This window comes from Enorma phocaeensis (assembly GCF_900186505.1).
GTDB classification, from domain to species: Bacteria; Actinomycetota; Coriobacteriia; order Coriobacteriales; family Coriobacteriaceae; genus Enorma; species Enorma phocaeensis.
The window spans coordinates 619,205-645,793 of the sequence record NZ_LT891969.1; the positions used below are offsets into that span (position 1 = coordinate 619,205).

26 protein-coding genes, 2 tRNA genes and 1 other RNA gene are annotated in these 26,589 nt (G+C 63.0%); 7 read left to right on the plus strand and 22 right to left on the minus strand.

All coding sequences use genetic code 11. From position 1 onward, the window contains the following. Positions 1–139 precede the first annotated feature (139 nt). Positions 140–994, plus strand: a complete 855-nt coding sequence (locus tag C1717_RS05715; protein WP_102372226.1) for an AraC family transcriptional regulator — start codon at positions 140–142, stop codon at positions 992–994. Between the two features lie 80 nt (positions 995–1,074). On the opposite strand, the gene C1717_RS05720 is transcribed toward C1717_RS05715, so the two are convergent. From C1717_RS05720 to C1717_RS05740, 5 genes are all read right to left on the minus strand, one after another. Further along, complete coding sequence (locus C1717_RS05720; RefSeq protein ID WP_245859494.1) at positions 1,075–3,006, minus strand: alpha-amylase family protein; 1,932 nt, start codon at positions 3,004–3,006, stop codon at positions 1,075–1,077. 112 nt (positions 3,007–3,118) lie between these two features. Beyond that, the gene (locus C1717_RS05725; RefSeq protein ID WP_102372228.1) at positions 3,119–3,379 is read right to left on the minus strand and encodes a hypothetical protein; all 261 of its coding nucleotides are present in this window, start codon (positions 3,377–3,379) and stop codon (positions 3,119–3,121) included. Between the two features lie 203 nt (positions 3,380–3,582). Then, the gene (gene gdhA, locus C1717_RS05730) at positions 3,583–4,938 is read right to left on the minus strand and encodes an NADP-specific glutamate dehydrogenase (RefSeq protein ID WP_102372229.1); all 1,356 of its coding nucleotides are present in this window, start codon (positions 4,936–4,938) and stop codon (positions 3,583–3,585) included. A gap of 411 nt (positions 4,939–5,349) precedes the next feature. Then, positions 5,350–5,423 (minus strand) — tRNA-Gly (locus C1717_RS05735). Between the two features lie 3 nt (positions 5,424–5,426). Beyond that, positions 5,427–5,503: transfer RNA gene (locus C1717_RS05740), tRNA-Pro, on the minus strand. Positions 5,504–5,744: 241 nt separating this feature from the next. Here C1717_RS05740 and C1717_RS05745 point away from each other — a divergent pair. Next, the gene (locus C1717_RS05745; RefSeq protein ID WP_102372230.1) at positions 5,745–6,740 is read left to right on the plus strand and encodes a diacylglycerol/lipid kinase family protein; all 996 of its coding nucleotides are present in this window, start codon (positions 5,745–5,747) and stop codon (positions 6,738–6,740) included. 120 nt (positions 6,741–6,860) lie between these two features. On the opposite strand, the gene C1717_RS05750 is transcribed toward C1717_RS05745, so the two are convergent. Further along, the gene (locus tag C1717_RS05750; RefSeq protein ID WP_245859496.1) at positions 6,861–7,763 is read right to left on the minus strand and encodes an alpha/beta fold hydrolase; all 903 of its coding nucleotides are present in this window, start codon (positions 7,761–7,763) and stop codon (positions 6,861–6,863) included. Positions 7,764–7,817: 54 nt separating this feature from the next. Next, entirely contained in the window at positions 7,818–9,098 is a 1,281-nt protein-coding gene (locus C1717_RS05755) for an O-acetylhomoserine aminocarboxypropyltransferase/cysteine synthase family protein (protein ID WP_102372232.1), read from the minus strand. Between the two features lie 285 nt (positions 9,099–9,383). Between C1717_RS05755 and C1717_RS05760 the strand changes: the two genes are divergently transcribed. Then, complete coding sequence (locus C1717_RS05760; RefSeq protein ID WP_102372233.1) at positions 9,384–9,845, plus strand: C-GCAxxG-C-C family protein; 462 nt, start codon at positions 9,384–9,386, stop codon at positions 9,843–9,845. 12 nt (positions 9,846–9,857) lie between these two features. On the opposite strand, the gene C1717_RS05765 is transcribed toward C1717_RS05760, so the two are convergent. From C1717_RS05765 to fucO, 5 genes are all read right to left on the minus strand, one after another. Continuing rightward, positions 9,858–10,505, minus strand: a complete 648-nt coding sequence (locus C1717_RS05765) for an IMPACT family protein (RefSeq protein ID WP_245859499.1) — start codon at positions 10,503–10,505, stop codon at positions 9,858–9,860. Positions 10,506–10,635: 130 nt separating this feature from the next. Next, positions 10,636–11,259, minus strand: a complete 624-nt coding sequence (locus tag C1717_RS05770) for a DUF47 domain-containing protein (RefSeq protein ID WP_102372234.1) — start codon at positions 11,257–11,259, stop codon at positions 10,636–10,638. Between the two features lie 71 nt (positions 11,260–11,330). Beyond that, complete coding sequence (locus tag C1717_RS05775) at positions 11,331–12,383, minus strand: inorganic phosphate transporter (protein WP_102372235.1); 1,053 nt, start codon at positions 12,381–12,383, stop codon at positions 11,331–11,333. A gap of 276 nt (positions 12,384–12,659) precedes the next feature. Then, positions 12,660–13,039: RNase P RNA component class A (rnpB, locus tag C1717_RS05780), an RNA gene on the minus strand. A 122-nt stretch (positions 13,040–13,161) separates the two neighbouring features. Continuing rightward, the gene (fucO, locus tag C1717_RS05785) at positions 13,162–14,322 is read right to left on the minus strand and encodes a lactaldehyde reductase (protein ID WP_102372236.1); all 1,161 of its coding nucleotides are present in this window, start codon (positions 14,320–14,322) and stop codon (positions 13,162–13,164) included. 204 nt (positions 14,323–14,526) lie between these two features. On the opposite strand from fucO, the gene C1717_RS05790 reads away from it, so the two are divergent. After that, positions 14,527–15,063, plus strand: a complete 537-nt coding sequence (locus C1717_RS05790) for a nitroreductase family protein (protein ID WP_102372237.1) — start codon at positions 14,527–14,529, stop codon at positions 15,061–15,063. A 33-nt stretch (positions 15,064–15,096) separates the two neighbouring features. Here the strand turns inward: C1717_RS05790 and C1717_RS05795 are convergent, their stop codons facing one another. The 8 genes from C1717_RS05795 to C1717_RS05830 all read right to left on the minus strand — a co-directional run bounded on the left by C1717_RS05795 (position 15,097) and on the right by C1717_RS05830 (position 21,692). After that, complete coding sequence (locus tag C1717_RS05795; protein ID WP_102372238.1) at positions 15,097–15,777, minus strand: PspA/IM30 family protein; 681 nt, start codon at positions 15,775–15,777, stop codon at positions 15,097–15,099. Positions 15,778–15,875: 98 nt separating this feature from the next. Continuing rightward, the gene (locus tag C1717_RS10585; protein WP_180965854.1) at positions 15,876–16,643 is read right to left on the minus strand and encodes an alkaline phosphatase family protein; all 768 of its coding nucleotides are present in this window, start codon (positions 16,641–16,643) and stop codon (positions 15,876–15,878) included. A 559-nt stretch (positions 16,644–17,202) separates the two neighbouring features. Further along, positions 17,203–17,880, minus strand: a complete 678-nt coding sequence (locus C1717_RS05805) for a DivIVA domain-containing protein (protein WP_102372239.1) — start codon at positions 17,878–17,880, stop codon at positions 17,203–17,205. A gap of 53 nt (positions 17,881–17,933) precedes the next feature. Continuing rightward, positions 17,934–18,176 (minus strand): YggT family protein, encoded by a 243-nt coding sequence (locus C1717_RS05810; RefSeq protein ID WP_245859501.1) that lies wholly within the window; start codon positions 18,174–18,176, stop codon positions 17,934–17,936. Positions 18,177–18,224: 48 nt separating this feature from the next. Then, entirely contained in the window at positions 18,225–18,965 is a 741-nt protein-coding gene (locus C1717_RS05815; protein ID WP_102372241.1) for a cell division protein SepF, read from the minus strand. Positions 18,966–19,029: 64 nt separating this feature from the next. Further along, positions 19,030–19,767, minus strand: a complete 738-nt coding sequence (locus C1717_RS05820) for a YggS family pyridoxal phosphate-dependent enzyme (RefSeq protein WP_102372242.1) — start codon at positions 19,765–19,767, stop codon at positions 19,030–19,032. 120 nt (positions 19,768–19,887) lie between these two features. Further along, on the minus strand, positions 19,888–20,757 hold the full coding sequence (locus C1717_RS05825; protein WP_102372243.1) for a phosphate signaling complex PhoU family protein: 870 nt from the start codon (positions 20,755–20,757) through the stop codon (positions 19,888–19,890). A gap of 143 nt (positions 20,758–20,900) precedes the next feature. Further along, a complete protein-coding gene (locus C1717_RS05830) occupies positions 20,901–21,692 on the minus strand; it encodes a purine nucleoside phosphorylase YfiH/LACC1 family protein (protein ID WP_102372244.1) in 792 nt (263 codons plus the stop codon). Positions 21,693–22,009: 317 nt separating this feature from the next. Here C1717_RS05830 and C1717_RS05835 point away from each other — a divergent pair, with 317 nt between their 5' ends. The 3 genes from C1717_RS05835 to C1717_RS10900 all read left to right on the plus strand — a co-directional run bounded on the left by C1717_RS05835 (position 22,010) and on the right by C1717_RS10900 (position 23,910). Beyond that, positions 22,010–22,300, plus strand: coding sequence for an IS110 family transposase (locus C1717_RS05835; RefSeq protein ID WP_425430935.1), 291 nt, complete (start codon positions 22,010–22,012; stop codon positions 22,298–22,300). A gap of 47 nt (positions 22,301–22,347) precedes the next feature. Next, positions 22,348–23,568 carry an IS110 family RNA-guided transposase gene (locus C1717_RS05840; RefSeq protein ID WP_245859509.1) on the plus strand — a complete coding sequence of 407 codons (1,221 nt, stop codon included), beginning with the start codon at positions 22,348–22,350 and terminating at the stop codon, positions 23,566–23,568. A 207-nt stretch (positions 23,569–23,775) separates the two neighbouring features. Continuing rightward, positions 23,776–23,910: a hypothetical protein gene (locus C1717_RS10900; protein ID WP_273383840.1), complete on the plus strand. Its 135-nt coding sequence runs from the start codon at positions 23,776–23,778 to the stop codon at positions 23,908–23,910. A gap of 246 nt (positions 23,911–24,156) precedes the next feature. Here C1717_RS10900 and C1717_RS05845 read toward each other — a convergent pair whose 3' ends face one another. Next, a complete protein-coding gene (locus C1717_RS05845; protein ID WP_102372245.1) occupies positions 24,157–25,128 on the minus strand; it encodes an IS1595 family transposase in 972 nt (323 codons plus the stop codon). A 309-nt stretch (positions 25,129–25,437) separates the two neighbouring features. Next, a complete protein-coding gene (gene ftsZ / locus C1717_RS05850) occupies positions 25,438–26,580 on the minus strand; it encodes a cell division protein FtsZ (RefSeq protein ID WP_102372246.1) in 1,143 nt (380 codons plus the stop codon). Positions 26,581–26,589 lie beyond the last annotated feature (9 nt).

Consider the following 26,589-nt stretch of genomic DNA (forward strand, 5'->3'; position numbering starts at 1 on the left):
CTATGATAGGGTGATGATGGTACAGATCGTAGTCATATGCCATAGTGCATTGTTTATAGCGATATAATATATCATATTGTGTGTGGTTTCGCATTATGATATATCTATAGTAGAGACAGGGCACCAAGGGGGCGAGAGCGTGAGAGCACATGAGGTCGAATTCTCGACGTTCGAGGGCGGCATATTCACCGACCTCGTACCCTTCCAATACGGACGCGAAGTCTGCGCACCCGGCCATGCCTTCGGGCCAGCTCGCCGGAGCCACTACCTTTTCCACTACATCATCGAGGGATGCGGCTCACTCACCGCTGTGAACGATTCTGGAAGCCAGACGTTTTACGACCTCAAAGCCGGCGAGGGTTTTCTCATCTTTCCCGGCCAGACCACGACCTACGTAGCCGACCTTTCCGAACCGTGGGAATACATCTGGATCGAATTCGACGGCTCGCATGTGAAAGCGTCACTCGATCATATCGGCTTCTCCCCCATTAATCCGATCTACCGCGTCACCGACCCCGCTGCCCGCGACGAGATGCTTGGTGCCATGAGGCGCATACTCGCCCATCGCAACGACTCGGCCTTGTACCTCGTGGGGTGCACCTATCTCTTTTTCGATGCGCTCCTGCGGTCCGCTGAGTCGCACCGCGTCCCGCAGACCACGAAACTGCACGGCTTCTACATCGACAGCGCGCTGTCCTTCATCGAGAAGAATTTTCAGACCGATGTGAGCGTTGAGGATATCGCACGGTACATAGGGCTCAACCGAAGCTATTTCGGCAAGATCTTCAAGGAGGGCATGGGTGTCTCGCCGCAAAAATTCCTCATGGGATACCGCATGGAGAAGGCCTGCGAGCTACTCAAGCTCTCGTCGCTCTCCATCGGGGAGGTCGGACGCTCCGTGGGCTACCCCAACCAGCTCCACTTCTCGCGCGCGTTCCGCAACACCTATGGCACGTCGCCTCGCACGTGGCGCCAGCAGCACACCGTAAGATAATCCCGACGAATGGAACGGACGCCGCCCCGCTCGCACGTCCGTGCAAGACGGGGCGCGACGCTTCCGATCCGAAACATTGCCTACAGCTCGAACCAGGCAAAACCCCATGCTGGAAGCTCGAATGAAGCGAGCTCGGTCCGCTCACCGGATAGAAGATCGATATACTCCGCCCGCTCAGGCATCCAGATGGTCTTCTCCCGATCGCTGAAGTTGAACACAGCGTGCAAGGTCTTGCCCGCGCGCTCGCGCACGATCCACAAGATCGAGACATCGCTGTAATCTTTAGTCCCCACCGTCGCCTCGGCGCTGAAGACCGGATCATCGCACCGGATGCGCTCCAGCTCCAGAAGGCCGAGGAAGATGCGGTTCTGGACGGTCCCCTCCCTATCGATTTCCTCGACGAGCCCCCACGGGAACGCACCGCGATGGATATAGCGCGAATCATCGGCCTTCTCGGGATCGTCCCTGTAGGAGTAATCGTTTATCTGACCGATTTCGTCCCCGCTGTAGATGATGGGCAGCCCCGACTGCGTAAGCATGTAGGCATGGAGCATGAGGTCTTTGCGCACGGCGACCTTCATCGCCTCCGCATCGCCCTCGAATCCCGCCGCCTCAATGCCGCACATGGATGCCGTCGTGGCACAAAAGCGTGCGTCGCCCGTGACGGGGTCGGCGTTGTAGAGCGCGCCGCGGCTCGTGCTCCCCGGCGCGTAGCCCTGGAAGTAGTCGTTGAGGTAGCGCTTGTGGGGCACCTCCTTTTGCCCCCACCGCCTGAGCACGGGATAATCGAGTCCCCAGCCGATATCGTCGTGGCACCGCAGGTAGTTGAGGAAGGTGTACTCCTTGGGGAGGCCGCATACCGCATCGAGCTGCAGCCGCAGGAGCCTCACGTCTCCCGTCGCGACCGTATGCCACGTCGTCGCCATGGTGGTCACGTTGTAGAGCATGTGGCATTCCGGCTTCTCGACCGTACCGAAATACGGGACGACCTCGACCGGCGCCATGACCACCTCGCCCAGCAGCACCACGCCGGGGCAAACGACCTCGCCGATCATGCGCATCATGCGCACGAGCGTATGCACCTGCGGAAGGTTCCGGCAGTTGGTTCCGAGCTGCTTCCAGATGTAGGGCACCGCATCGAGCCGCATGATGTCTATCCCTTGGTTGGCGAGGTAGAGGAAGTTGTACATCATCTCGTTGAAGACGCGCGGGTTCTTGTAGTTGAGGTCCCACTGGTAGGGATAGAACTGCGTCATGACGCACTGGCCAAGCTCAGGCAGGTACGTCCAGTGGCCGGGGGCCGTCGTCGGGAACACCTGCGGAACGTCGCGCCCATAGCGATCTATGACGTCCTGGTTCGCCTCGAAGAAGTAGCGGCTCATGTACTCGCCCTCGCCGGCTCGCGCACGCCGGGCCCATTCATGCTCCTCCGAGGTGTGGTTCATCACGAAGTCCATGCACAAGCTGATGCCTCGCTCGTGGCAGACCTGCGCCAAGTGCGCGAGGTCATCCATCGTCCCCAGGTCCGGGCGCACGCTCCGGAAGTCCTTGACGGCATACCCGCCATCGGAGCGGCTCTTGTCAGTCGGAGTATCGAGAAACGGCATGAGATGGATGTAGTTCACCCGGCACCGCTCGAGATACGGCAGCCTGGCCTCAACGCCAGCGATCGTGCCAGCGAAATTGTCGATATACATCTGCATGCCGAGCATCTTCTGGCTGCGGTACCACGCACCCGCCTCCTCGCGGGCCGCATCAAGGGCTTTGAGGCGGTCGGGGCGATCATCGAAGAATCGCTTCATCTGGTCGACGAGCTCGGCGAACATGTCGCCGTTATCATAGAGCTCCATATAGAGCCAGCGAAGCTCGTCGTGATGGCGCTCGAGGCGTTTTTGAAACGCGCGGGTTTCCAAGCCCGCGTCACCGCGCCCGTCGGTCGGTAAAGCGCCCTTGCACTCGATCGCGTTCGACATGCAAGCAGATGAAATGGGTTGTTTCGCTTTTGACGACATACGTTCCCTCGAAAAGACGGGGCGCCCCGCGGCATGCTTGCCGCACCCTGGAGACGCCTAAGCTACGAAGCTATCGAACGCGTAATCTGTCGCCTCGTCAACTATACAACCCCTAGCCCGCGAGGAGCAAGACGATTCTGCCGACCATGAAGACGACAGGCGTGAGCAGGCACAGCACAATGCCCGCCACGCAAGCGATCGTCCCTATGGTGCAGGTGAGGTCGAGCCGATAGTCTTCCCTTCTTGCCTGTCTCGCGAGCCGGAACCCCACGACGGCGCCTGCGGCACCGACGAGCTGCAGCAAGATGAACGGGCAGAAGGATACAGCGATCGCAACGGCTCCGATGACAATCGAGACGATGTCTTTCCGCATGGCTACCTTTCTTTACACAGCGTTGGGGCGGTCGGGACGGGTAATCGAATGAACGCATGGCCCATTATACGGCGCTCGGGACGAAAGCGGGCGCGATGGTAAGCCTGACGGGCAGCGGACCTCTCGTGGATCGGGGCTTAACAGGAAGCGGCCGGCACCCCCAAAGGGGCGTCGGCCGCCGCGAAAACCAAGCGGTATGTCCCCTAGCAGACGCCCTGGGAGATCATGGCGTCGGCAACCTTCATGAAGCCGGCGATGTTGGCGCCCATGACGTAGTTGCCCTCGTGGCCATAAGCACGAGCGGTCTCATCCACGTTGTGGAACATATCGCGCATGAGCTTCTCGAGCTTGCCGTCGACCTCCTCGAAGGTCCAGGTGAGGTGCTCGGCGTTCTGGCTCATCTCGAGGCCGGAAACCAGCACGCCGCCGGCATTGGCCGCCTTGCCGGGCATGAACGCGACGCCGTGCTCCAAGAAGTACTGAGTCGCCTCGAGCGTCGTGGGCATGTTCGCACCCTCGCCAACGACCTTGCAGCCGTTTGCCACGAGCGCCTCTGCATCCTCGAGGGTGAGCGTGTTCTCGCGGGCGCACGGCAGCGCGATGTCGCACGGAAGCTGCCACACGCCGCGTCCATCGCCCTCGTGCCAGACGGCACCGGGACGCTCGTCGACATACATGGCGAGACTCACGCCCTGGTCGTGCCCGGAGCGCTTCTTATCGTAGATGTGCTCGAGCACCCGGTAGTCGATACCCGTCTGGTCCTCGATCCAGCCCTTGGTGTCGGAAGCGGCGATTACGGTGCCTCCGAGCTGCGCCACCTTCTGGATAGCGTAGATAGCAACATTACCCGAACCATGGACGACAACCTTCTTGCCCTCGAAGGAGTCACCGGTGCTCTTGAGGTACTCGTCTACGAAGTACACGAGGCCGTAGCCGGTCGCCTCGGTACGCGCGAGCGAACCGCCGAAGGTGAGGCCTTTGCCCGTGAGGACACCGGACCATTCGTTGCGGAGGCGTTTGTACTGACCGAACATATAGCCGATCTCGCGCCCACCTACGCCGAGGTCGCCTGCGGGGACGTCGGTGTTGGGACCGATATGGCGGCTGAGCTCGGTCATGAAGCTCTGGCAGAAAGCCATGACCTCGCGGTTGGACTTACCCTTAGGATCGAAGTCGCTGCCACCCTTGCCGCCGCCCATGGGCAACGTGGTGAGCGCATTCTTGAAGATCTGCTCGAAGCCCAGGAACTTGAGCATGCCCAGCGTCACCGTGGGGTTGAAGCGCAGACCACCCTTGTACGGGCCGATCGCGGAGTTGAACTCGACGCGGTAGCCGCGATTGACCTGGACCTTGCCAGCGTCGTCGACCCAAGGAACGCGGAACATGACGACGCGCTCCGGTTCAACGAGACGCTCGAGCAGCGATAGCTCCTCGAATTCAGGGTGGGCCTCAACAGCAGGCTCGATGGTTTCAAGCACCTCGGTAGCAGCTTGCAAGAACTCAGGTTGATCGGCGTAGCGCTCGCGCAGATCGTCGATCACACGTTGCGTGTAACTCATTGATTTCCTCCTCCATTATCGCGCCCAGCCGGTAGTGGAACGGAGGGCGCCCTAGCCTGGAAAAGTGTAGCGCTTGCCGTCCTCCCCATCACAAGTCGCATGGCAATCGAAACCGACATGCAACACGCCGGGCACATCAAAAATGAAAGCGATACCGGGGGCGCGGCTCCCCCGTCGCAACCGCATGCTCAGGAAGTGCTTGATTAGTTGATTATCGTGGAGGGTGACTTATTGCACTCAACTTCGACCGGAACGCGGTCCTCCGGTTGCTTTGGTCAGGTATCAAATGAGGGGGGGTACACAGCTGGAAGCCCGCCGTTCCGCATCGATCGATAGCGCATCGTCATTGCGCATCGCTCGATGGAAAAAGAAGCAGGCCCGAGCCTGCATGCTCTGACCTGCTGTTACTTCTGGAGCGGGCGACGGGAATCGAACCCGCGTCATCAGCTTGGAAGGCTGGGGTTCTACCATTGAACTACGCCCGCATATGGTCGGGACGACAGGATTCGAACCTGCGGCATCGTGCTCCCAAAGCACGCGCGCTACCAGACTGCGCCACGTCCCGACGTCCGGTGTAGCATTATACGGATTTTACCGATCATGGGCAAGACGGCATCGCCTTCACCCAACAACATCTATCCATCCCCTGCCGAGCAGCGGTGGGACTCACCGCTCCATATCAACCTAAACGAGCACTGCGCTGCCATGTCGAACGAAGCACCCGGAAGATAGGCGATAATGGATGCGGCGCGATGGGACGCGCCACACCACGATGCGTTGCTCCAAGCACGGGACCCGAGGAAGAGATGAACGATAACGCCATATCTGCCGATGTTCTCGGCCGAACCCTCATCATCGCCAACCCAACTGCACAGCTCGGATCGAGCGAGCAGGTGGCTGAGCGGCTCCAGCGCTTCCTCTGGCTCTACCATCATGATCGCGCCTCGTTCAAGCTCGTGTATACCGAACGCGCCCACCATGCCGAAGAGCTCGCTCGAGAAGCCTCCGACTTCGACTCGGTCATCGCGCTCGGTGGTGACGGCGTGGTCCATGAGGTGGCAAACGGCCTCATGCGCATCGCTCGCGCCGATCGTCCCGCCATGGGCGTCGTCCCCGTAGGCTCGGGGAACGACTTTGCCAGGACCCTGGGGATGAGCGACTTCACCGGAGGCAGCCTTGCGCGCTACCTCACCTGCGAGCGCGTCCCCTTTGATATAGGCCGACTATCCCTTTGGAGGGACCACGCGAGCCGCGTGGCAGGCGATGAGGCGGATTCAACCGAGTACTTCGTGGAAACCTTCTCGTTCGGCCTAGATGCTGCTGTGGCGATCGGCACCTATAAGCTGCGGACCAAGACGCACCTCACCGGCAACGCCCTGTATACGGCGAGCGGTGTGGACGTCCTTGCTCGGAGGTTCCAGTCGTACCCCGCGACCATCGCGCTCGACGGCGGAGAGCCGGAGCATCTGCGCACGTTCATCATGGCGGTGCAGCTCGGACCTACCTACGGATCGGGATACCACATCTGCCCCGAGGCGAATCCAACAGACGGACAGTTCGATGTGTGCATCGCCAGCGGGCGGGCCAATCGCGTGACCGCGCTCTCGTTGCTGCTCCGCGCAAAAAACGGGGGCCACGTGCGCTCACGGTATATCCGCTTCGCGCAGTCTCGGCACATTGACATCGAACTCGATGGCGCCGAGTACCCCATGCAAGCGGATGGCGAGCAAGTCGTGGCGCAGAGCATATCCGTCGACCTGCTGCCCGGCGCCCTCACGATCCTGAGACCAGTCGAGTCCTAGCCCATGCGGAACAGCGGGCGCCCCGGAGCGCCTCCAGCAGCGAGCACCCGAGCGCAATCGTCGGAGCACCCCTTCTGCTGATGCTCAAACATGGCTGACCAGCGCAGGGGCCTTGGCTCGCTAGAGCCCAAGCCCTTGAAGCCAGGCGAGTATGTCGGCGACTACACGGCTGCGATGCGGCTCGTTCAGGATTTCATGCCGCATCCCTGGGTAGACGGTCTCCTGCACGCGCTCCATGCCGAGCGCTCGGTACTGCTCGACAGCTCGTTGCACACCGCTGCCGAAATCCCCCACCGGATCGCCTTCACCAGCGATGAAGAGCATGGGTAGCGTTCGCGGAATGCGGTTGGCGAGGGTGCGGTCCTGGGCTGCTACCGCAAGCGCGGTCACCGCGGCGTAACCTCCAACCGTGAATTCGCGTCCGCAAAGCGGGTCAGCGATGTAGGCGTCGACGACTGCGGAATCGGTCGAGAGCCAGTCGAAGGGTGTGCGTGCATCCTGAATCGCCCGACCATAAGCGCCCACCGCAAGGGCATGTACAAGATGGCTGCGCGAGCGCTCGCCGCGCACCCGGGCAAGAATGTGGCAGAGCGCGTTGCCAGCACGGGCGAGCGGCACGGGCTGCTGCCCCGTCCCGCAGATGATGGCTCCCACCGCATCGGCGCCCGGACGCGTCAGGTACACCCGCGCGATGAAGCTCCCGAGCGAATGGCCGAAGATCACATGGGGCAGATCGCGAACGCCGAAGAGCTCGCAGGCCTCCTCATAGGCGCGCTCGACATCCGCGAGCAACAGGCCCGCTCCCCCATCGATTGGCAGATGGCCCAGATCGTCTGGTCCGGCGGCAGTCATCCCGTGGCCGATTTGATCGTGCGCGCACACGGCGCAGCCCGCCTTGCAGAGCTCGCCCGCGAACCATTCGTAGCGCCCGATATGCTCGGACATCCCATGGATGATCTGCACGAGCGCCCGCGGCCGCTCGCCCGCCCCGGAGCCCTCGGGCTCCCAAAGGCGGGCGCGCACGGTCGAGGCCCCGTCTTCACTCGGAAAAGCGTAATCGCAGCACCTCATACGCCGCTAGCAGTGCTCGAGCGCCTGCGCGACGTCGTCGATGAGATCCTGCGTATCCTCGATGCCGCAGGAAAGGCGCACCATGTCCGGTGCGATGCCGGCTGCGGTGAGCTCCTCATCGGTCATCTGGCGATGCGTGGCGTTCGCGGGGTGCAGCACGCAGGTGCGAGCGTCGGCAACATGCGTGGCGATCTGGGCGACATGCAGGTTCTTCATGAACTCCTCTGCCGCGGCGCGTCCGCCGGTGAAACCGAAGCTCACCACGCCGCAGGTGCCATTCGGCATGTACTTTTGAGCAAGTGCGTGCCAGGGATCGCCCGGGAGGCCGGGGTACTTCACGAAGCGCACCTTGGGATGGTCGATGAGGAACTCGGCCATGGCCTGCCCGTTCTTCACATGCTGGGGCATGCGCACGTGCAGGCTCTCCAGGCCCATATTGAGCAGGAAGGCGTTCTGGGGGCTCTGGATGCAGCCGAGGTCACGCATGAGCTGCGAGGTCGCCTTGGTGATGAAAGCCGCCGCCTGGCCGAACTTCTGCGTATAGACCACGCCGTGATAGGTCTCATCGGGCGTGGTGAGACCGGGGAACTTGTCGGCATGGGCGTCCCAGTCGAAATTGCCGGAGTCGACGATGGCGCCGCCCACCGCCGCACCATGGCCGTCCATGTACTTGGTGGTGGAGTGGGTCACGATGTCCGCCCCCCACTCGAAGGGACGGCACATGACGGGCGTGGGGAACGTGTTGTCCACGATGAGCGGCACGCCGTGCGCATGGGCCGCGGAGGCGAAGCGCTCGATATCGAGCACGTCGAGGGCTGGGTTGGCAATCGTCTCGCCGAAGACCGCCTTCGTGTTGGGCCTAAACGCCGCCTCGAGCTCCTCGTCGGTGCAATCAGGCGCTACGAAGGTGCTCTCGATCCCCATGCGCTCCATCGTATGCGCGATGAGGTTGTACGTGCCGCCATAGATGGCAGAGCTTGCGACCACATGGTCGCCTGCGCCCATGATGTTGAAGAGGGCGAAGAAATTCGCCGCCTGGCCAGAGCTCGTGAGCATAGCGGCGGTGCCGCCTTCGAGCTCCGCGATCTTGGCCGCGACCGCGTCGTTAGTGGGATTCTGCAGGCGCGTGTAGAAGTAGCCGGCCTCCTCGAGGTCAAAGAGGCGACCCATGTGCTCGGAAGTATCGTATTTCCAGGTTGTGGACTGGTAGATGGGCACCTGGCGCGGCTCGCCATCTCCCGGGCGGTAACCGCCTTGGACGCACGTGGTTCCGATATGCTCTGCCATAGGATCGCTCCTTACCGTAGGGTCGTACTCGTGGGCGCGAGAAGGCGCCCGCACGTCAACCGTACTAGCGTAACCCCGCGGGCATCGCCTGCGACGCGAGCAGTCGAATGTTTACAGAGATGCCACCGATGCGCGCCCATGCGTCGAACTACGGGTGCTATCATGCATCTCGGATACACTGGCTCCGAGCGGCATAGCGGCCTCCTTCTGCAAGCACCTCGCATCACCTATGACCAGCCGCAGCCGCGTACGGGGCCGAGAAGTGCCGTTAGGAAAGGAACCACCATGCCCGCCACCGATATCCTCGCCCGCAAAGAAGAACTCGCCGCCAAGGCCGTAGCGCTGCGCGCCGAGCGCAAGTTCAACTGCGCGCAAGCGGTGGCATGCGCGCTCGCAGACGAGGTGGGAGCCGACTTCGAGACCTGCTACCGTCTCTCCGAGGGCTTCGGCGGCGGCATGGGCACCCATACCGAGACCTGTGGGGCCATCTCGGGCGCCGTCATCGTGCTCAGCCAGCTCAACAGCGGCGGAACCGAGGTATCGGGCACCACGAAGACGGCTACCTACCAGCTTGTGCGCAAGGTTGTAGAGGGCTTCCAAGAGATGAACGGCACCACGATCTGCCGGGAACTCAAAGGCGTCGGCAATCCCGAAGGCATGCGCCGCAGCTGTCCCGGTTGCATCGAAGACGCCGTGAACCTCGCCGTCGAGGTAATCGCTGCACGCGCCCAACAGGACGAGAACTAAACAGCCGCCGAACTAGAACTCGTCGAATCGCACCGCTCCGCGCTCGATACGCGGGTTGCCAGCGGTAAGCTCGGTCATAGCCGCTATGAAGGGCTCCTCGTCTCCCGCATGGAACACGAGCGAGAGCGCCACTTCATCGGTGTACTCGACTGCACGCTCCTTGCCGCCCGCCTGCTCCACCAGATGGCGAACCTGCTCCAATAGGGCGTAGGGAACGCGCGCCCCTACCGGTGCCACGGCAGTCATCTCGACCAGCATGTCCTGGGTACGCGCCATCTCGATCGCAGCCTGCGCCGCCGCGGTGTAGGCACGCACCAATCCACCGGGGCCCAGCAGGGTTCCGCCAAAATAGCGCGTCGTCACGCAGCAGACGTCCTTGAGCCGCGCACCACGGAGCACCTCGAGCGTAGGCATACCGCTCGTACGCTGCGGCTCGCCGTCGTCGCTCGCCCGCTCCTGGCCGTCGCGCAAGATCCAAGCCGGCACGTTGTGGCGGGCATCGAAATGTCGCGACCGGACCTCCTCGATGTGCGCGGCGGCTTCCTGCTCGTCCTCGACGTGCACAAGCTGGGCGATGAAGCGGCTCTTGCGGTCGAGGAACTCACCTTGCGCCTCGAGGCCGCCGCGCATCGTGAAGTAGCTCTCCATATCGCAAGCCATATCGCAAGCCTTTCGCATCCCTGGGAACCTGTTCAGGGGGTAAACCAATGAGGGCGGCACCACGCGGCACCGCCCTCATTCTAGCAAGGCCGCACATATGCAGCCATGACTCGACAACCAACCGAGCAGCTTAGCTGTTCTTCATCACGATCGTGTCGATGGTATCTGCAACCTGCTCGCAGTAATCCACGCAGTACTCAAGGAACGAGTAGGTCTCGTGCCAGGTGAAGACCACCATCGGGTCCGTGCAGGTGGTGTGCAGGGCGCGCATGGACTTCATATACAGGGCATCGGCCTCCTGCTCGATGGAGTTGAGCTCGACCACATACTCGCGCAGTTTCTTGGACTTCTTGAAGTGCGCCAGCTCGCCCACCAGCTTGCGCATGGAATCGCATCCGCGGACCACCATGTCAACGAGCTCGAGCGCATCCGGGCGCATCTCGCGGATGTTGTCGAAGTACAGCCGATGCAGCACGCCCTCGATGCGGTCGGTAACGGTATCGAGGTACTCGCTCAGCTCGGCGATGTCCTCGCGCTCGATCGGAGTCACGAAGGCGGTCACGAGCGCATCGAGCACCTCGTGGCGTCGCTCATCGGCAGCCTGCTCGATGGTATGCATCTCCTCGATCGCCTCCTCCAAGCGATCGGGATCAAAGCTGTGCATGACCCTCGACAGCAGCTGCGCCGCCTGGTACGAATACTCAGCGCTCGCGCAGAACGCCTCGAAATAGAATGCGTCGTTCTTCCTTGCCATGGGTTCCTCCTCGGATTATGCAACCATATTCATCGCGCCAGCCTGCGGCGCATCATAACGGATGGGATCGCTTAGAAGAGCATCATGAAGATCTTCGCCATCACGAAGCTGATGATGCCGCAGCCTGGGAAGGTGAAGACCCAGGTAAGCATCATGTCCTTCACAACCGAGAAGTTGATGGCCGAGAGGCGCTTCACCGCGCCCACGCCCATGATGGCGCTTGTCTTGGTGTGCGTGGTGGACACGGGAATGCCCGTAAGGGTTGAGATCAGGATGCAGGCAGCGCCCGCGAGATCGGCCGAGAAGCCCTGGAAGGTCTCGAGCTTGACCATGTCCATGCCCACGGACTTGATGATCTTCTCGCCGCCCACGCTCGTGCCCACGCCCATGGTCACGCTGCAGATGAGCATGAGCCAGATGGGTATCGTCGCACCCACGAGCTCGGGTTGGCCGTTCACGAAGGCGACGCCCAGAAGCAGCACGCCGATGAACTTCTGGCCGTCCTGCGCTCCGTGCATGAAGCTCATCGCCGCGGCGCCAAAGATCTGCGCGTAGCGAAACGCCTTGTTGGTCCGCCGTCGGTCCATATTCGCGCAGAGTATGGTGAGCAGCTTGCAGATTCCCCATCCCAGGGCGAAGCCGAGGACGAGGCTCAGCACCAAACCGTAGATGACCTTGATCCACTCCTCGCCGTTCACGCCGTCAAGACCGCCCTGCACCGCAAGCGCGGCACCGGTCAGGCCGGCGATGAGGCTGTGGCTCTCGCTGGTGGGTATGCCGAATATCGATGCACCCACGCTGTAGACCACGATCGAGAACAAGGCCGCGCAGAGCGCGATGAGCGCCATCTGGGCGTCGCTACCGAAATCGACCATGTTCGAAATGGTGGAAGCGACTGACGAGTTGATCACCGTCATGATGAGCACGCCTAGGAAGTTGAAGACGGCGCTCATGATGATGGCGGGTCGGATGTTGATGCTACGGGTCGTCACAGCCGTCGCGATGGCGTTGGGGGCGTCGGTCCAGCCGTTCACGAAGATGACGCCAAGGGTGAGCAGCACCGTAACCGCCATGATGGGGTTACTGAGCACCTGCCCGATAAACTGAGCGAATGAGACGTCCAAGATGTTCCCCTCGATGCAGCGCGCAGAGCGCGCCTGAACAACATGACTTCGCTATTTTACCGTTTCTTAACGCTACGCTAATCCTCATGTAACGATTTCGAGCCGAATCGAGGGACTTTGTTGTTCGTGTAAAGTCAGTAGCTGCAAAAATGTCTGAATACAAGCAAATCCTTTACTCTGAGCTTACATTTACATGATGTTTTGATTAGGTAGAGAGCTCAAGAGATGCAGAGTCTGCCTGCGAATACCGTTGAGCTATATGCGCTATGAACCGAAATACGAAGCGGGCCTATAAGCCGGGTTCTGTCGAGGACGATCATTTATCTTGGCGGACGCGTTGCCGCGCCGCTCTACGCACGCTACCCGGGCGCGGACCGGGCAGGCCCATCACGCCCCTATTTGCGCTTGCTCCGGATGGGGTTTACCAAGCCGCCGCGTCGCCGCGACGCTGGTGGTCTCTTACACCACCGTTTCAGCTTTTCCCTTTACACGCCGAGTCAGCACGCAGGTGGGAGTCTTCTTTTCTGCGGCACTTTCCGTCGGGTCGCCCCGCCTGGCCGTTAGCCAGCATCCTGCCCTGTGGAGCCCGGACTTTCCTCACGCGGACGCATCGGGCAAAGCCCGAAGGCCCCGCGCGCGACCGTCTGGCCCGCTTCGCAGGGGGTATTGTATCACAGCGGTCGATGACGAAAGAGGGAGGGGCGAACCCCTCCCTCGTAAACCCACTCAGCTGCACCTTGACGCTGCCAGCCGGAGGAAAGCTCGATAGAAGCCGGCCTTACGCCATGATCTTCTTGAAGAGCTCGACGACGGTGTCGTGATCGGCCTCGCGCGGGTTGCCCGGATAGCAGGCGTCGGCGAGTGCGTCGTCGGCGATCTGGTCGAGCTCGTCGGCCTTGATGGCCTCGCAGACCTTGGGGATGTCGACATCCTCGGAGAGCTGGCGCACCGCAGCGATCGCGGCGTCTGCAGCCTCATCGGTGGTCATACCCGAGATGTCGACGCCCATGGCGACGGCGACATTCGCCAGGCGCTCGGCGACGACGGGCTTGTTGAACTCCATGGCGATGGGCAGGAGCATGGCGCAGGCAACGCCGTGCGGGGTGTCGTAGTGGGCGGAGAGGGTGTGCGCCATAGCGTGGTCGATGCCGAGGCCCACGTTGGAGAAGCCCATGCCGGCGATGTACTGGCCAAGCGCCATGCCCTCGCGGCCGCTTCCGGGCTCGCCGCTCTTAGCCTCGGCGACGGCATCGCGCAGACTCTTGGAGATGAGCTCGATCGCCTTGAGATGGAACATGTCGGAGAGCTCCCAAGCGCCCTTGGTGGTGTAGCCCTCGATGGCGTGGGTGAGCGCGTCCATACCGGTCGCCGCGGTGAGGCTTGCCGGCATGGTCGCCATCATATCGGGATCGACGACGGCGATGATGGGCATGTCATGCGGGTCGACGCACACGAACTTGCGCATGCGCTCGGTATCGGTGATGACGTAGTTGATCGTAACCTCTGCCGCGGTGCCAGCGGTCGTGGGGACGGCGATGATCGGCGTGCAGGGGTTCTTGGTGGCCGCAGTGCCCTCAAGCGAGCGCACGTCCTCGAACTCGGGGTTCGCGATGATGATGCCGATTGCCTTGGAGGTGTCCATCGAGGAACCGCCTCCGATCGCGACGATGCAGTCGGAACCGGAGGCCTTGAAGGCCTCAACGCCGTGCTTGACGTTCTCGATCGTCGGGTTGGGCTTGATGTCGGAATAGACCTCATAGGGGATCTCGGCGGCGTCCAGAAGGTCGGTCACCTTGGCGGTGATGCCAAACTTCACCAGGTCGGGGTCGGAAGCGACGAACGCCTTCTTGAACCCGCGCGCATGGATTTCGTTGGGGATCTCGGCGATTGCGCCGGAGCCGTGATACGAGGTCTCGTTGAGCATGAAACGCTGTGCCATCTTGTCTCCTTCCAACACCAGCGGGGTCATGGCGAGGCCTCGCATGGAAAAGCGCCCATCATGGACGCCCGTGATTATCGATACCTACCCAACTCATGCGGCATCGATACAAGCTTTCGGCAAACTGGGCCGGGTCGGCGGTAGAATGGGAGCAACGCAGCCGCTCGCCTCGCGGGCGCAGGGAACATCACGATTGGAGCGACTATGTCATTCACCGAGCTCACGCAGAAGCGCTTCTCCTGCCGCGCATACGAGGACCGTCCCGTTCCCGCAGACGTCCTCGATGCGGTCATCGAGGCGGGCCGCATCGCGCCGTCCGCCCACAACAACCACCCCACGCGCGTCATCGTATGCGACACGCCGGAGCTGCGGGCCAAAGCCGCTCGCGCCGCGCACTACTTCGATCGCGGCGGCAGCGTCTTTGGGGCTCCCGTCGTGCTCATCGCCTGCGCCAAGACGTCGGATGCCTGGGTGCGCCGCGGCGACGACATGAATTCGTCGCTCATCGATACCTCGATCGTCATCGACCAGATGATGATGCAGGCAACGGAGCTCGGCCTCGGCACCTGCTGGGTCTGCATGTTCGACCCAGAGATCACCCGTACCGAGTTCGACCTGCCCGAAGGCGTCGACCCCATCTCGATGCTCACGTTGGGCTACCCCGCCGAGTCCATCGCCGACCCGGAGGCGCGCGAGGAGCGCTGCATCCCCCGCGAGCGCTTCCTCGACCCGCGCTCCTAGCACCGCCCGCCGAACGGCGCGGCGCCTCCTGGACTAGAGGCCCATCTCCTGCTTGAGGCGGGCGAGCTCGTCATCCACCGCAGCGGTCGAACCCGCCTCGGCGTACTTCTTCTCAAGCTCAGCCGCCGAATCAACCGGCTCGGCATTAAGCTCGCTCATGGCGTTGGCGCGGTCTAGCATCTCGTCTGCCTTGGCCTCCATGCGATCGAAAGCGCTCATAGCGGCTGCGGCGCTATCGCCGGCAGAGCTGACGGCGTTGACCTTATCCTGCGTCTTGGCAACGGCAACCTTCGCCTTGATGGCTTCGCGGCGGCCTTTGAGCGTCTCGATATCGGAGACGAGCTTGTCGTGCATCTCGCGCATCTTGCCAGCATTGTCGTGAGCGGCGGCCGCAGCCTGCTTCAGGCTCTCCCCCTTCGCGGCGAGCTGCTGCTTCTTAGCAAGGAACGTGCGGGCGTCATCCTCGTTGCCGGCCTTGAGCGCACGGCGCGCGAGGTCGTCGTACTTGGCGATCTCCGCTTCGTTCTCTTCGACAAGACGCTGCGTGCGGGTCTCCTCCGCCATGACGCCGGCGGTCTCCTGCTTCACCTCGACGAGTGACTCGCTGAGGTCGCGCAGGTACTGGTCGACCATCTTGGCAGGATCCTCGGCCTTGTCGAGGAGTTCATTGATGTTGGCCTTGATGATATCGGCAAACCTATCGAGCATTCCCATGTCCGTACTCCTTGTCGTATCGAGTCCGTTCACAATCCTCCCGGGCGGCTCAGGCACCCGATCGGCTTCTACCCATCTTGTTCTACCCAACCGAAAGCCTATGGGGCGGAGTTTCCGTCGTCTCCAGAATCATTCCTGTACTTGCTCTCGAGATCTTCGAGATCCTGGTCCCCAAAGGTCTCGAGCGGGGTGTTGAGCACCTGCTGCATGCGCTCCGCCTCGCGCTCCTTCGAAGCGCGGTAGCGCTTCACCCCAACGAACACGAGGGCTGCCACGGCAACGACCGCAGCGCAGACCGCGATGTACACCAAAGGCGACGTCGTCACATGCATGATGCGCTCACCGGTAGCCGAGAACGCGTCCGCGAACACCTCCTCCTCGGTTGCGGCCTCCTGGTAGTACCGGTCGAGGTAATCGGCGAGGATACCGATCGCCTCGTCGTCCATGACGGTCTTTGCCCGGGCACCCACCGCATACCCGCAATTGAACGATCCGTGGTTATCATCGCAGAACACAAGCAGGAAATGAGCCTCGTCATCGAACAGCTCATTGTATAGTTGATCCGCCATCTGACCAAGCTCGCTCACCGAGGTCGAGCTGCCGTTGGGCAGGATGTAGACGTAAGGCGAAACACCAGTCGCTTCGCGGAAGTCGCGCAAGCCCCGCTCGAGCGTGGCGGAGTCGTAGATCCAAGCGCCATCGGCATCGGTGTAATAGCCCGCCTCGTCGGTCACGGCATCATCAGGCAGCGCCTCGCGCTCGACCGTGGACGCAGGTGCCGAGAGGGAGGCTGCCGAGCAGGACATCGCACCGCTCAACAGCGAGAACAACATGGAGAGAACGATCAGCATGACGATGATGCCCATGCATCCGCCAAGCGAGCAGCCGCCGCCCTGCGGCTCCGAGCCGCCCGGGCCTCCCCCGCTGCCGCGCGAACCGCGCCCTATGCCGTAACCGGCTACAAACGGCCAGAAGCTTCCCCCGGATCCATGCCAGCGAGGCGGTGGGCCCATGGGTCGCGGAGCCCTGCCGAATCCGCCGAATCCACCCGAGCGCCCGCCGCTCCTACCGCGACCTCCCCCGCCGGAGAAACCGCCGAACGAGCGGCCACCGCCCGAAAACCCGCCGCCACCCGAGCGCCCGCCGCCAGATCTACCCATAGGACATCCCTTCCATCGTGGCACCATCTCGTGCCATTTCCTCCATTATGCCCACCCGCGTTCACCCTCGGCAGCACGTCGACGAATTGTCCGCCAGGAGTTGACCTCAAAGCAGCCTGCGGCAATCCATGCAGCGAGCTCGCGCGCGTAGTCGCACATGGCCATGAAAAAGCCTCCCGTTCCTCGGACCCATTACTGTCCAAGAAACGGAAGGCGGTTCATACCCTGAGGTCTCAGGATCTGCTGAGGGGCGACGTATCTGCGCCTAGTCCAGATCGTCCATGCCGAAGTTGTCGAGCGGGGCGAAGGGATCCGCCACCGGAACCGGCTCAGGAGCGGGCTGGGCAACGGGCGCGGGGGTCGGCGCGGGGGCGGCAACGGCAGGAACCGGCTCATAGCTCGAGGCGGCTGAGCCGACGGGCGTGGAGCTCAGCAGGTCGGAGGGGAAGGAGTTCTGCGCATCGTCCATGAAATGCTGCAGGAGCTTCAGGTACTCGGCCTTGAACTCCTCGCGGGAGGCCTTGAGGCGGTCGATCTCCTTGAGCTCCTCCTGCTTTTCCTGGAGGGCCTGGCGGATGACGTCGCGCGCCTTGGCATCTGCCTCGCTGGAGATGTGCTCAGCGTTCTGCTGGGCCTCGGCGACGATGGCCTCGGCCGTCTGCTGCGCAGCGATCAGGGCAGCGGAGATCTGGCGCTCGGAAGCGCTGGTCGTGGGCTGCGGCGCGGCGATGGCGGCAGCGGGGCCGGCAGCGAGCTGAGCCTGCGCATCGGCAAGCTGCTGCTCGGTGGCGGTGAGGCGGTTCTTGAGATCCACGATCTTGGCGAGCATGGCATCGACCTCGGAGGCAAGCTGCTCAAGGAAGACATCGACCTCGGCGGGATCGTAGCCGCGCTTGGCCTCAGAAAACGTCTGGGCCTGGATATCAGCAGGTGTAATGGCCATGGGAACTCCTTCGTTCACGTGTCATAGGGTGCATGCAACCCCTTGGCGCTTGACTACAAGATTATACCTATAAGGAACCTCGACACGAGATTCAACGCAATTACTGCAATCACCGGCGAGAAGTCAAGCCCGCCGATAGGGGGAATGATCCGCCTGAAGAAGCCGAGGAACGGCTCGCAGAGCTGCTGCAGGACCATACCGATGTCATACGCGAGGCCGCCCTCACGGAGAGGAAACCACGACATGAGGATGTAAGCGAGGATGAGCATCTCGTAGAAATTGACGATCGTGCTCACGACCTCGGCGATCTGTAGCGGGGAAATGATGATCAGCGCTCCTTCAGGCTACTTGAGGTAGCCGTCGTCACGTAGCTTGAGCAGGTCGGACTGCTTGACCTCGCAACCAGCGGGCAAGACCATGAACACGCGGTCGCCCACCTCCTTGACCGAGGCACCCAGACCGCATGCGAATCCGTAGCTGAAATCGAGAACGCGCTTGGCGACCTCCGTACGCACCCCCACGAAGACGAGCGCGACGGGCTGCTTGGTGCGCACGCGACGCACCACGGTCTCGACGTCGTCGTAGCTCTCGGGCCGCAGCACGTAGGCAGGAAGCTGCGGGGTGGCCGTGAGGATCGAGTTCGCGTGCTGCTCAACGGCGGGCGAGGGCGCCGTACGGGAGTGAGCAGCGTGATCGCGCACCGAAGCGGCATAGGTCGAAGGCGTGTCGTACGCGCCGGGGCGGAAGGCGTCCTGGCTGCGCGCAGGCGGGTTGTACGTGGCACCGTGACGGTCGGCATCGCCGACGAGCTGGCCGGAACGCGTGTAGACCGCGACGGACTCGGCTTCGCCGCGCCGCGTCTGGCCCAGCACCCCGTTGCCATGCTCCGACTGCGAGCGGAAGGTCGGCTCGGAGACGCCGCTCTCAGCGGAATCGTATGCCGAGTCCCTTACCTGGTAGTCATCCTGGTAGCCGTCATCGTAGTAATCGTCGTAGCCGTCGCCCTCGTCGTAGCCATCCTGATCGTAACCAGCCTGGTTCGGGCCGAAGGGGAGCCTGCTTTTGATGTCATCTAGGAAACCCACGTCTCTCAACCTCTCTGTGCGCTGTCATCCAGCTCTACTGCAGGTCGTTGTCGTCCCTTCCTGCCTATTTTAGCGTAAAGGCAGGGTCGAACACCACTCTACCCAAACGGATGAGCGTGGAGCCCTCGAGGACGGCCTCCTCGAAGTCTTCGCTCATGCCGCAGGAAAGCTCGGCGAGATCGAGCTCGGGATGGCTGTCGGCGAGCTCATCCCTAAGCTCGCGCAACCCCTCGAACGTCGACCGCGCGATATCCTTATCCCCCTGCGGCGCCATGGTCATAAGCCCCTGGATGCGAATTCCACGAAGCTCCACCAACTCGGCCATCGAACGGCGGAGCTCATCGGGCTCGAAGCCCGACTTCGAAGCCTCGCCGGATACGTTGACCTCGAGGAGCACCGCTTGGGGACCTGCCATGGCGCCCTCATCCATGCGGCGCTCCGCTCGAGCGGATACCGCTTCGGCAAGATGGGCAGAGCTGATGGAGTGGATGCACGTCGCCCGCCCGAGGACCGTGTTGATCTTGTTCTTCTGGAGGTTGCCGATCATATCGAAGCTCAGCTCCGGGAGCTTTGGGACGAGGGCGAGCCCTTCGAGCTTGCGGACGAGCTCCTGGGGCCGGTTCTCGCCAAACAACCGGTATCCCGCCTCGATCGCGGCGAGCACCTGCGGCACATCGACGGTCTTCGACACCGCCATGACCTTGACATCCTCGACGGAGCGGCCTGCGCGCTCCGCAGCCGCCGCGACGCGTCCCATGATCGAAGCGCGGCGCGAACGGATCGCTTCGAGATATTCCTCCATGAATGCCTTCCTTCACATCGATACACCTTCATACTAGCGCAGGGCGCAGCCGCAACGACTGCGACCGCGCCCCATCACGTAAGGTTTACGATGCGCCGCACCCACGGGGTGCGAGAAGCGCTACTTTTCCTCGGCGTCCGGCTCCTCATCCTCAAGATCGTCCTCGTCGACAGCGCTCTCGATGAGGCGCTTGAGCTCGGTGGGGACCTCCTCGACGGGAATGGCGGCGACGGCGCGCGCATCGACATCGGGTCGCAGCAGCACGCCCTCGCCCGAGGGGATGCGCAGGGCGTCGAGGTCCTCGTCATCGAACTTGGCGAGGTCGACCTGGTTCATGCGCTGACCGGTAAGCAGGAACATGACGCGCCCAGCGGCATCGATGGCATACTGCGCGCAACGGTCGAGGTAACGGGAGACCATGATCACGCGGCGGAGGTCGTCATAGGAGCTGTCGTCTCCGAGCTGGACAGCTGCCATGCGGTTGTAGGCACGGAAAAATTCCTCGTAGATACCGTGCGCGGACTCTTCCTGCTCGTTGAGCACGCGCAAAAGCCCGAGGTCGTTCACGACGAGCACCGAGGCGGCCGTTCCCATGACGCGGTAGACGACCGAAGCCTCCTGGCCCACGAGCTCGATGAGCTCGTCGGGCAGCTCGATATCGGAGGAGATGCGCAGCTTGGCGGCGCGGGCGATGCGGCGTACCTTGTCGCACATGCGCTGCAGGCAGAAGTCGGTGTAGATGATGGTCTGGAGCAGGCGGAAGTCCGAGGCGACGGGGCCCTGCGTGGCGATGAGGTTATAGCAGAGCGCCTCGAGGTTTGCGCAGCGCGCGTCGATGCGCAGCGTCTTGTTCATCGCCTTCGTCGCGAGCTTGCGATCGCCCGCCACGAAAGCGTTCACGGCCTCATGAAGGGTGAGGTCGATGGCCTCGTAGATGGAGAGCATCTCGCGGCGGGCCTCTACGAGCTGGCGGTAGAACAGTTTGCGCATTACGGCTCCAATCGGTGTAGGACTAGGAGGGACACCTAAGCGTCTCTAGTCTATGCGCCGAATGTAAGCTCACGGTAAGCTCCATGCGAGCAGCAGGCAAGCTCAAAGCCCTAACGGAGCATGTACGGTCGCCAGCCCGGCTGCTACGGCCGCATCACCGCGACGGCACCATGGCGGCCGCAGGCACCGCCCTCGCCGCGGTAGGAATAGAACCGATCGGTCCCGGATAGTGTGGAGAGGCCCGTATCGAAGACGGACTGCTCCCCCACACCCGCCTCGACAAGCGACGAACGGATCGCCGCAGAGAGGTCGAGGAGACGGGAGCCAGGCCGCACCGAGCCGGGATAGAGCGCGGCGAACTTGTCGATGAGCTCAGCGGAGACCTCGTACTCGCTGCCGAGGATATGCGGTCCAATGTATGCCTTGAGCGTTGCCGGGTCACAGGAAAGCTCCCCAGCGAGCATCCGCGCCGCCTTGCCCGCGATGCCCGCGTACGTGCCCTTCCAGCCGGAATGCACGACGGCGAACCCGTGCTCGCCGATGATGACCACCGGCACGCAGTCAGCGAAGCAGAGGAGGACCGGCACGCCGGGAGCGAGGCACACGATCGCGTCCGCACCCTCCGAGACCTGAGTGCGCACATGATCGAGCTCGTCTGCATCCGCGGTACGAACGACCGCCACCTCGTCGCCGTGAACCTGATTGGGCACGAGCAGGTTGCAGGAATACTCCTCGGCATCGAGGGCAGCGAGCACGCGGCGGCGGTTCTCCGCCACCGCAGCAGGATCATCGCCCACGTGCGCACCGAGGTTCAAAGAGTCGTACGGGGGCTCTGAAACGCCGCCCGTGCGCTCGGTGAAGCCGAAGGCTACCCGCCCGTCTAGATCCCCCACCATCGCGATGCCGTCGCGTTCAACACGTGCCAAGCTTCGCATGTCGAACCCCTTTCCATACTGATCGCCGACGCCCATTACAGTTTGAGAAGTAGTTAGCCCAATCGCTTAAGCCATCCGCTTAGACGGTCGGACTACGATTGACATATGTCCCGAGGGACTGCCGATCGGGCGCCCGCGGACGGCCTTATGCCCCTGCCCCTTGAGGGCCCGGGGGGTGTTGCCGACGCGGGCGCCGCTGCTTCTGACGACTAATAGGAAACTGCCGGGCTCCTCCGACCAAAGAGCGCCACGGCCAGGTAATGTGGGTGTCGCGCGAGGCAGCATTCCGATCGACCGACGATTGGAAGGATACCATCATGCTGACCGAAGCCACCGCCTGCCCTGCCGTAATAGGCCTCGACGTCGGGAAGTTCTCCCATTGGGCGTGCCACGTGACCAGGCAGGGCGAGATCCTCGCCAGCGGCCCCGTGGCCAACACCGAGCATGACCTGGACAGCCTGTTCGCCCGAGTGGATGCAGGGACGCTGGTCGTCGTCGACCAAGTGCGCAACATCGGGTCGCTGGCGATATCGAGGGCAAGGCTGGCCGGGCTGCCCGTCGCCTACCTGCCGGGAATCGCCGCCCACGGAGCTGCCAAGNACGACTAATAGGAAACTGCCGGGCTCCTCCGACCAAAGAGCGCCACGGCCAGGTAATGTGGGTGTCGCGCGAGGCAGCATTCCGATCGACCGACGATTGGAAGGATACCATCATGCTGACCGAAGACACCGCCTGCCCTGCCGTAATAGGCCTCGACGTCGGGAAGTTCTCCCATTGGGCGTGCCACGTGACCAGGCAGGGCGAGATCCTCGCCAGCGGCCCCGTGGCCAACACCGAGCATGACCTGGACAGCCTGTTCGCCCGAGTGGATGCAGGGACGCTGGTCGTCGTCGACCAAGTGCGCAACATCGGGTCGCTGGCGATATCGAGGGCAAGGCTGGCCGGGCTGCCCGTCGCCTACCTGCCGGGAATCGCCGCCCACGGAGCTGCCAAGCTGTTCGCGGGCGACGCCAAGACCGACGAGCGCGACGCCGCGGTCATAGCCAAGACGGCGCTCGGCATCCCGGATTCGCTGCTGCCCGTGCCAAGGCGCGACGAGAGGCTCGAGGCCGCAAGGTCGATGGCGGCGCAGAGGAACCACATGGTCACCTGCTCCACCCGTGACAAGAACAGGCTCAGGAGCATACTCCTGGAAAGCTGCCCCGCGTTCGAGGCGCTGGCCGACCTGGCCGATCCCCATTGGCTGAAGATGATGGAGTCCCTGGGCGGCCCCTGGGGCATCCTGGATGCCGGCAAGCCTGCCGTCGGCGCCGTGACCCGCGGCGCGAACAGGGCGCGCATCGACGCCGCGCTGGCGGCGATATCGTCGTCGACGCGCCCGTCCGAATACCAGGTCATGGCAGAGAACCCGCAGGTCAGGATGCTTGCCAGGCGTATCAGGGAGTCCGCCGAGGAAGCCGCAAGGCTCGACACGGAGATAACGGCGCTGCTCGTCGAGGACGGCACTTACGAATGCCTGCTGACCATCCCAGGAATCGGCCCAAGGACCGCATCGGAGCTGGTGATAAGCATCGACATCGACGACTTCCCCGACCACGACCACCTCGCATCGTATTGCGGAATCGCTCCCAGGAACCGCCAGTCAGGCAAGTCGATATCGTCGGTGAGCGCCTCGCGCCAGGGAAACAAGAGGCTGAAAAACCTGCTCATCTTCTCCTGCAACTCGCTTAGCAGGAGCAGGGGCCGGTTCGGCGACTACTACCGCAAATGCAGGGATCGCGGCATGTGCCACGGAGAGGCATTGAAGGCGGTCGCCAGGAAGAGGATGAAGGTGATCTACGCGATCATGAGGGACAAGGTCCCGTACTCGGCCTAGCTAGCCAGAGCCATAGAAAAACGCCAGCCCGACAAGGGCTGGCGTCAGCATGCTCGAAAGCAGTGATCTTTGCCAACAAAATCAGTTGACAAAACTATAGGAACACCCTCTTCCATCCCAAACCAGGAAGAGGGCTCGCCCGCTCACGGTCTACTACAGGTTGCGATTGATGCTAGCGCATCATCGACTGCCAAACGAGGATGATCCATGAACGAGCACATCAACCAGAACAATGCGCCCGAGGCGGCGGCGCTCCCCGGGGGCCCGGAAACGTCCATATCCCCGCATCTCGACAAGGGGCCGGAAATCGAGATCCCGCTGATCGGACGGTTTCTGCCCTAGAGAGGCCGATTCCGTCCATCCGGAGGGATCTCGGCGGGATGGGGCCGGATCCAGGCGCGCCGAGATGCGGGCGGATGGCCGCTTCGGAGAAGGCCCTGCCGCGGCACGCGGCCGATACGCCGCGAGAGAGCGCAGGGGCCCCTGCTCGCCCGCACGTGGAGGTCCCGGGGAATCAACTAAGTGTAGTGACAGGGCCTTGCTCAAAACACTTGATTCTGACAGTCTAGAACTTAGGTGATAAGAAACCTACGTCGAGCTGCGGAAACGCGCGTCAGTCGCGAGCAGGTGGCGGACCACCCTTGCAATCTTGGGCCACCTCTCGTCGTCGCGCTTCACCCGGAAGAGGTAGACGTAGAGGTTGAGGTACGACTGGAGGTTGTCGGGGTCCATGCCGGTGAAGCGCCACAGGTACCTCTTGAGCCAGGAGCACAGGTTGTTCACGAGCGCCATCGCCTCGAGGTAGACGGGGTCGCGGACGTCGGCCTTGTGGGGCTCGTCCTCGAGCCCCAGCTCGCGCACCAGGACGTTGTGCGCCCGCTCCCTGTCGTGCACGAGGCGCGCCCCCTTCTCCACATGAGCCCCCATCGCCTCCATGATGCGCCCCGAGGAGGGCTTGCCGTGCCCGCAGGCCACGGCAACCGGCTCCTTGCGGGAGTCGATGCCGACGGCGATGCAGACCTTCTGCCCGGAGAGCCCGCGCTTCCTCGCCTGGCCGTAGCCGCGGGAGAGGTCGGTGTCGTTGATGTACGTCTCATCCACCCACACGGTCCCGCGGAGCACGATGCGGTCCTGGTATCCGTCCACGGCCGCGAACAGGCGGTGGCGCCACTCCCAAGCGGTCTGGTGGGTGATGCGGCAGGCTTCGGCGCAGGCGTCGAGCGGCACGGCGAACAGCGCGAGCCGAATGAAGGATACCCAGGTCGACAGCGGCTTCTTGCAGTTCTCGAGGACGGTTCCCGTGAGCGAGGTGAACCTCGCCCCGCAACTCGGGCAGCGCCAGCGCCGGACGCCGGACGGCTCGCGCCCGTCCCTCCACGGCGACGCCTCCCCGCAGGCGGGGCACGCCGGGCGGGGGCGGTAGCGGTCGGCGGCCTCGGCGAGCGTGCCGACGCCGATCTCCTCCCTGAGCCTCCTTTCCTCGACGGCAGCGGAAAGGAGCTCGAGCTCGTCGGCGGACAGGCCGCCGACGAGCCCCGAGTAGGGGTTCAGTCGCTTCATGGCGGAGTCTTCCCATCCGCCCGAACGCCCACCCGGAGGGAATGTCGCCAAACATAGATCCGGGTGGGCGCTCGGGCAAATTCTACGTTTGGCTGGGAAGAGTATATCCCGTTCTGCCGGGGCGCTCGATCCATCACCTAAGTTCTAGACTGTCAGACACTTGATAATCGAAAAGGTAGTCCAGCTCTTACCGCGTAAGGAACGAAAACAGCGGTGCCCCAAGATCACTGGGGCACCGCTTATTGTTTTGATTTCGCAAAGAGGGCACCAAGCCCGACAAACAGGTGAAACCCCTACCAGAGCGACACACTAGAAGTTGCCGCGCTTCAGGAAGTCGGGCAGCTCGAACTGGTCGTTGCCGAAGTTGGGAAGCTCGGTGTCGCCGATGGTGCGGGTCGAAGGCGCGCTCTGGGCGGGCGCGGCGTGGGCACCGGCGGCAGGCTCGCGCGTGGAACGCGTGTTGGCGGCAGCGAAAAGCTCGTCCTGGCGGTTGACGTTGCGATCGGTGAAGCCGGTGGCGATGACGGTGATGCGCACCTGGTCGCCGAGGGACTCGTCCACCACGGTACCGAAGATGATGTTGGCCTCGGGGTCGACGGCGTTCGCCACGAGGTCGGCGGCGTCGTTGATCTCCTGGATACCGAGGTCCTTGGAACCGGCGATGGAGAGCAGCACGCGCGTGGCGCCGTCAATGGAGCTCTCGAGCAGACGGCTCGAGATGGCCTGCTGGGCAGCGTCCACGGCGCGGTTGTCACCGGAGGCGGTGCCGATGCCCATCATGGCCGTACCGGCCTGCTTCATGATGGTCTTCACGTCGGCGAAGTCGAGGTTGATGATGCCGGGCACGGTGATAAGGTCGGTGATGCCCTGGGTACCCTGCGACAGCACGCCATCGGCCGTGGCGAAGGCCTCGAGCATGGTGGTCTTCTTCTCGGCGATGTCGAGCAGCTTGTCGTTGGGAATGACGATCATGGTGTCGACGCAATCGGCAAGCGTGCGAATGCCTTCCTCGGCGCTCGCCTTGCGCTTACGGCCCTCGAAGGTGAAGGGCTTCGTGACGACGGCGACCGTGAGCGCGCCGATGTCGTTCATCGCGATGTCGGCGACGATGGGAGCAGCGCCCGTACCGGTACCGCCGCCCTCGCCCGCGGTGATGAACACCATGTCGGCGCCGGCAAGCGCCTCCTGGATGTCGTCGCGGCTCTCGTCAGCGGCCTTGCGGCCGATCTCGGGGTTGGCGCCAGCACCGAGGCCGCGCGTGAGGTCCGTACCGATATGCACCTTGATGTCCGCATCCGAGATCGCGAGCGCCTGGGCATCGGTGTTGATGGCGACGAACTCGACGCCGCGGATGCCTTCCTCGATCATGCGGTTCACCGCGTTGGTGCCGCCGCCGCCCACACCGACCACCTTGATAACGGCGAGGTAGTTGCTGATCTCGTTCTCGTGCATGTCGGTCCT

Bases quoted from the DNA above. Each gene is read 5' to 3' on its own strand.
- C1717_RS05720 (WP_245859494.1), bottom strand. From the start codon at position 3,006: ATGTCGTCAAAAGCGAAACAACCCATTTCATCTGCTTGCATGTCGAAC.
- C1717_RS05725 (WP_102372228.1), bottom strand. From the start codon at position 3,379: ATGCGGAAAGACATCGTCTCGATTGTCATCGGAGCCGTTGCGATCGCT.
- gdhA (WP_102372229.1), bottom strand. From the start codon at position 4,938: ATGAGTTACACGCAACGTGTGATCGACGATCTGCGCGAGCGCTACGCC.
- C1717_RS05745 (WP_102372230.1), top strand. From the start codon at position 5,745: ATGAACGATAACGCCATATCTGCCGATGTTCTCGGCCGAACCCTCATC.
- C1717_RS05755 (WP_102372232.1), bottom strand. From the start codon at position 9,098: ATGGCAGAGCATATCGGAACCACGTGCGTCCAAGGCGGTTACCGCCCG.
- C1717_RS05760 (WP_102372233.1), top strand. From the start codon at position 9,384: ATGCCCGCCACCGATATCCTCGCCCGCAAAGAAGAACTCGCCGCCAAG.
- C1717_RS05765 (WP_245859499.1), bottom strand. From the start codon at position 10,505: ATGGCTTGCGATATGGAGAGCTACTTCACGATGCGCGGCGGCCTCGAG.
- C1717_RS05770 (WP_102372234.1), bottom strand. From the start codon at position 11,259: ATGGCAAGGAAGAACGACGCATTCTATTTCGAGGCGTTCTGCGCGAGC.
- fucO (WP_102372236.1), bottom strand. From the start codon at position 14,322: ATGGCACAGCGTTTCATGCTCAACGAGACCTCGTATCACGGCTCCGGC.
- C1717_RS05790 (WP_102372237.1), top strand. From the start codon at position 14,527: ATGTCATTCACCGAGCTCACGCAGAAGCGCTTCTCCTGCCGCGCATAC.
- C1717_RS05795 (WP_102372238.1), bottom strand. From the start codon at position 15,777: ATGGGAATGCTCGATAGGTTTGCCGATATCATCAAGGCCAACATCAAT.
- C1717_RS10585 (WP_180965854.1), bottom strand. From the start codon at position 16,643: ATGGGCATCATCGTCATGCTGATCGTTCTCTCCATGTTGTTCTCGCTG.
- C1717_RS05805 (WP_102372239.1), bottom strand. From the start codon at position 17,880: ATGGCCATTACACCTGCTGATATCCAGGCCCAGACGTTTTCTGAGGCC.
- C1717_RS05820 (WP_102372242.1), bottom strand. From the start codon at position 19,767: ATGGAGGAATATCTCGAAGCGATCCGTTCGCGCCGCGCTTCGATCATG.
- C1717_RS05825 (WP_102372243.1), bottom strand. From the start codon at position 20,757: ATGCGCAAACTGTTCTACCGCCAGCTCGTAGAGGCCCGCCGCGAGATG.
- C1717_RS05830 (WP_102372244.1), bottom strand. From the start codon at position 21,692: ATGCGAAGCTTGGCACGTGTTGAACGCGACGGCATCGCGATGGTGGGG.
- C1717_RS05840 (WP_245859509.1), top strand. From the start codon at position 22,348: ATGTGGGTGTCGCGCGAGGCAGCATTCCGATCGACCGACGATTGGAAG.
- C1717_RS10900 (WP_273383840.1), top strand. From the start codon at position 23,776: ATGAACGAGCACATCAACCAGAACAATGCGCCCGAGGCGGCGGCGCTC.
- C1717_RS05845 (WP_102372245.1), bottom strand. From the start codon at position 25,128: ATGAAGCGACTGAACCCCTACTCGGGGCTCGTCGGCGGCCTGTCCGCC.
- ftsZ (WP_102372246.1), bottom strand. From the start codon at position 26,580: ATGCACGAGAACGAGATCAGCAACTACCTCGCCGTTATCAAGGTGGTC.